Here is a 3,351-nt window from a genome sequence, read left to right on the forward strand (position 1 = left end):
TCAAAAATGTTGATCATAGGTATTATGTAAAATCAGTGAGAACCGGGCAATCCCGTTGAACTGGGACAGGTCGTGTCAACACAGCCTCGTGAACAACTCTCTCTCCCAGCAAAAGAAAGGAGACGATGTTGAGCAACGGCAAAACCGTGACGACCGCTACCCACGCGATGTGGGCAACGACCTCCCTGTTTGTGCGGGTAATCGCCCGGACAGAGGCATCATATGCACGAAAAACAGTGACAGTTCGAGCAGCGCCTGCATCTTTTCAGAAGATCCCTCGACTTATCGATCTGCGTCAAGCCTTTCGAAGATAACCTTATCGATCATGTCCTCGTTGTGCCGGATAAAGTCATCTCGCGTCATACCGGATTTTTGCCATGCCTCCTGAAGGCCGGCGTCTCTGCCCAGCCATTCGTTTCTTGTTTGATGGTCGAGTTTATGACGGCGTGCGTCCTGCGATCCGTGTGAGGCTTTGTCGTGATCTTTCGACATTTCGATCCTCCTAAATCCTGTTTCAGGGTGGCAAACCCGGTGTCGCTTTCGCAGTACCAACAGCAGCATCGGGAAAGTCGGATGCAGCCAGCGCCATCGCCGTAAGATGAGCACAAAATACCTCTCGCAGCTCACCTTTTCCAACGGCTGCCTCAACTCCTCGCAGGCCGCTGTCTGCGGGCCATTTCATATTAGCGTCGGCGTTGATGCGCGGTCAACAAAGCTAATCTTCGCAAGAAACCGCCGCCCGGTTTACCGTCCGCCATACGGTAACGGATGACGACATAGGCACACGAAAGTTGTCACACGGACTCTGGGAGGTTGCGGGTCAAGTACAACTTCTTGCCTCTACCAAGACACCCTACTCGCGAACCCAAACCTTGGAACGCGTGCCCGTTGGACTCCAGTTCCTTGAGGATCGCGTGCGCCAGTTCGCTCCGCCAGACATGGCTAGAGAACTGCCATTGTGTGGCCTCAACCGTCGTAAAGTCCGGCAAGCCGGCGCCCTGGCGGAAATAGAGTCCAAGAGAACTGCCCTTAAATCGAAACCTGCCCCGTAGCGCGGCCCGTTGCCGCCCGCGCGCGCGTCGCCGTGCAGCATGTCGCCATCGAACGTGACGACGACCGGCTGGGTCTCCTGCGACGCCGCCCACGGGCTCGGCGCCGACAACGCGACGACGAGCTCCGTGCCCGGCACGCGCTGGAACGCCTGGAACGTATTCGTCGCGGACAGCGTGCGCGTGTCCTTCAGCACGCGCGCGGCCTGCGCGAACTCGCGCGACTCGCGTTCGACGAAGGCCACGAGTTCGTGGCTGTCGATGGTTTGGGTGACTGACACGGATGCGGATTCCTTTTCCGGTTGAACGAATCGTGCCGCCGGATGACGGCATGCGGCAAAGGAATCAACAGCAATCGTGCCAGCGGCGCACATGCGGATCGATCGCGCCGTCGACGCCATCAGGGCGCGCCGTTTCGCTCGAGCTCGCACTCGCGAAGGATGCGTATGCGGCAGGCACGACGGTCAACGCGCATCTGTATGCGGGCCGCGAACCCAACGGCACCGTGAACGCGTCGCTCGCTGATTCGATTCCGTTCGTGAAGCGCGTGCTCGCCGGCGAGACGATCGTGCCGGTCTGCTCGCCGAAGCGTCTTTAATCGCGAATGTGGCCGATCCAAAGACGCGCATCCGCTCGAAGCAGCACGATCCGGCGTTGCTGCAATGCGATCAAGATCTGTTTTCCGGGTGTTTCTGCACCAACACTTCGTGAAATCTTGCTTCCGAAAATCGATAGACCAGCGCCGCCGATTCATTCGCATACCGGTCTCTATTGGAGATTTACATCGTATGGCGAAACAACGGCAAATCGCATTGCCGCTGGCATGGTAACTGCTTGAAGCTTCGATGATGAGCGATCCGAATCCGGCGTCATTCGACGCACGCTCGAATTTCAACGACACAAACAGGACATCGATGAGCATCAAATTCTTCTCCCGCCTCCCGTTGCACGGCGAGACGCAGTTCATGCCCGGAGACGGTCGCAATCGCGGCGACTGGCACGGTTCAGGAGAGGCCGCCACCGGCGCAGTATCGCGCTTCAAGGTCGGAGATCCGTTCACCTATATCGACTACCTGTCTCAAGTCGCGCGCGCGGCCGAAATCAACGGCTTCTCCGGCATCTTGATGGTCAACGCACCGACCGGCGAAGAGCCATGGACCGTATGCTCCCTGCTCGCACGAGAGACACGCACCCTGAAGTTCGTCAGTGCATTCCAGCCGTATCACCTGACGCCCTGGAATGCCGTCCAGATGGCTGCAACCTATCAGCGCGCGACGGGCAATCGACTTGCATGGAACATCATCAACGGCGGTTCGGAGGCGATCCAGCGGCAGGTCGGAGATTTCGTCGCGCACGATGATCGCTATCTGCGCGCGAACGAATTCATGGACGTCGTGAAAGGTTACTGGAACAACGAATCGTTCCATTACGAAGGCAAGTTCTACCGCGCGGACGGCGGCGGGCTGCGCGGCCCGCTGAAGAAGGCCGAGCTGCCGCTGATCTGCACCGCGGGCTCGTCGGAGGCCGCGCGCGAATTCGGCGCGAAGCATGCGGACTACTATCTGATGCGCGCTGAACGGCCGGACGACGTCCGCGCCCTGATCGACGACGTGCGCGATCGCGCGCGCCGGCACGGGCGCGCCGACGCGATCCGCTTCGGCATGTCGATCGACGTGATCGCGCGCGAGACCGATGCGCTCGCGCGCGACGAGGCGAAGCGCTTCTTCGACGAAGGCATTGCGACCGGCAAGGCGCGCGCGGCGGCCGCGCATGCGGGGCTGCGCTCCGCGCGCAGGCTCAGCTACGAGCACGAATACGCGCAGGCCGACGCGCCGAGTTTCGACGACTTCTTCATCCACCCGAACGTGTGGTCCGGATTCGGCTATATCGGCATTCCGCCGGGCTGCGCGCTCGTCGGCAGCTACGCGGACGTCGTCGCGCGGATTCGCGAATACCACGCGATCGGCCTGTCGATGTTCTTCCTCGCCGGCTATCCGCACCTCGAAGAGGCGTACCGGATCGGCGAACACATCCTGCCGCATTTCCGCGCCGACACGCAGGACGAAGCCGGCTTCACGCCCGCCGGACCAGCGGCCGACGACGCCGTCGCGCTGCGCGCCGCGAACCAGTAAGCGCCGCGCGCTCCTCTCCCGCGCGCGGTCCGCCCGCGCGCCGCTCATCCGACCACCACGGCCGGACGGCGCGTTGCGCCCGTCCGCCGGGAGACCTCACGACCTATCGACATGCATAAAGGCCCCCTCCCCCGCAAAGCGTTGCTGCCGACGAGCGTCGGCGCGCTGCT

Annotated in this window: 4 protein-coding genes; 2 read left to right on the forward strand and 2 right to left on the reverse strand. The window is 61.4% G+C overall.

Going from position 1 to position 3,351, the window contains the following annotated elements:
- Positions 1-282: 282 nt before the first annotated feature.
- Together JYJ84_RS32030 and JYJ84_RS38060 are read right to left on the reverse strand one after the other, a co-directional pair.
- Complete coding sequence (locus JYJ84_RS32030) at positions 283-492, reverse strand: hypothetical protein (protein ID WP_175220363.1); 210 nt, start codon at positions 490-492, stop codon at positions 283-285.
- Between the two features lie 361 nt (positions 493-853).
- Positions 854-1,330 (reverse strand): hypothetical protein, encoded by a 477-nt coding sequence (locus JYJ84_RS38060; protein WP_236027341.1) that lies wholly within the window; start codon positions 1,328-1,330, stop codon positions 854-856.
- Positions 1,331-1,380: 50 nt separating this feature from the next.
- Between JYJ84_RS38060 and JYJ84_RS32040 the strand changes: the two genes are divergently transcribed.
- Together JYJ84_RS32040 and JYJ84_RS32045 are read left to right on the forward strand one after the other, a co-directional pair.
- Positions 1,381-1,647 carry a hypothetical protein gene (locus JYJ84_RS32040; RefSeq protein WP_226215264.1) on the forward strand — a complete coding sequence of 89 codons (267 nt, stop codon included), beginning with the start codon at positions 1,381-1,383 and terminating at the stop codon, positions 1,645-1,647.
- A 316-nt stretch (positions 1,648-1,963) separates the two neighbouring features.
- Positions 1,964-3,181 carry an LLM class flavin-dependent oxidoreductase gene (locus tag JYJ84_RS32045; protein WP_122950611.1) on the forward strand — a complete coding sequence of 406 codons (1,218 nt, stop codon included), beginning with the start codon at positions 1,964-1,966 and terminating at the stop codon, positions 3,179-3,181.
- The last annotated feature ends 170 nt before the right edge of the window (positions 3,182-3,351 follow it).

Source organism: Burkholderia sp. LMG 13014 (assembly GCF_905232215.1).
In the GTDB taxonomy this organism is placed as follows: Bacteria; Pseudomonadota; Gammaproteobacteria; order Burkholderiales; family Burkholderiaceae; genus Burkholderia.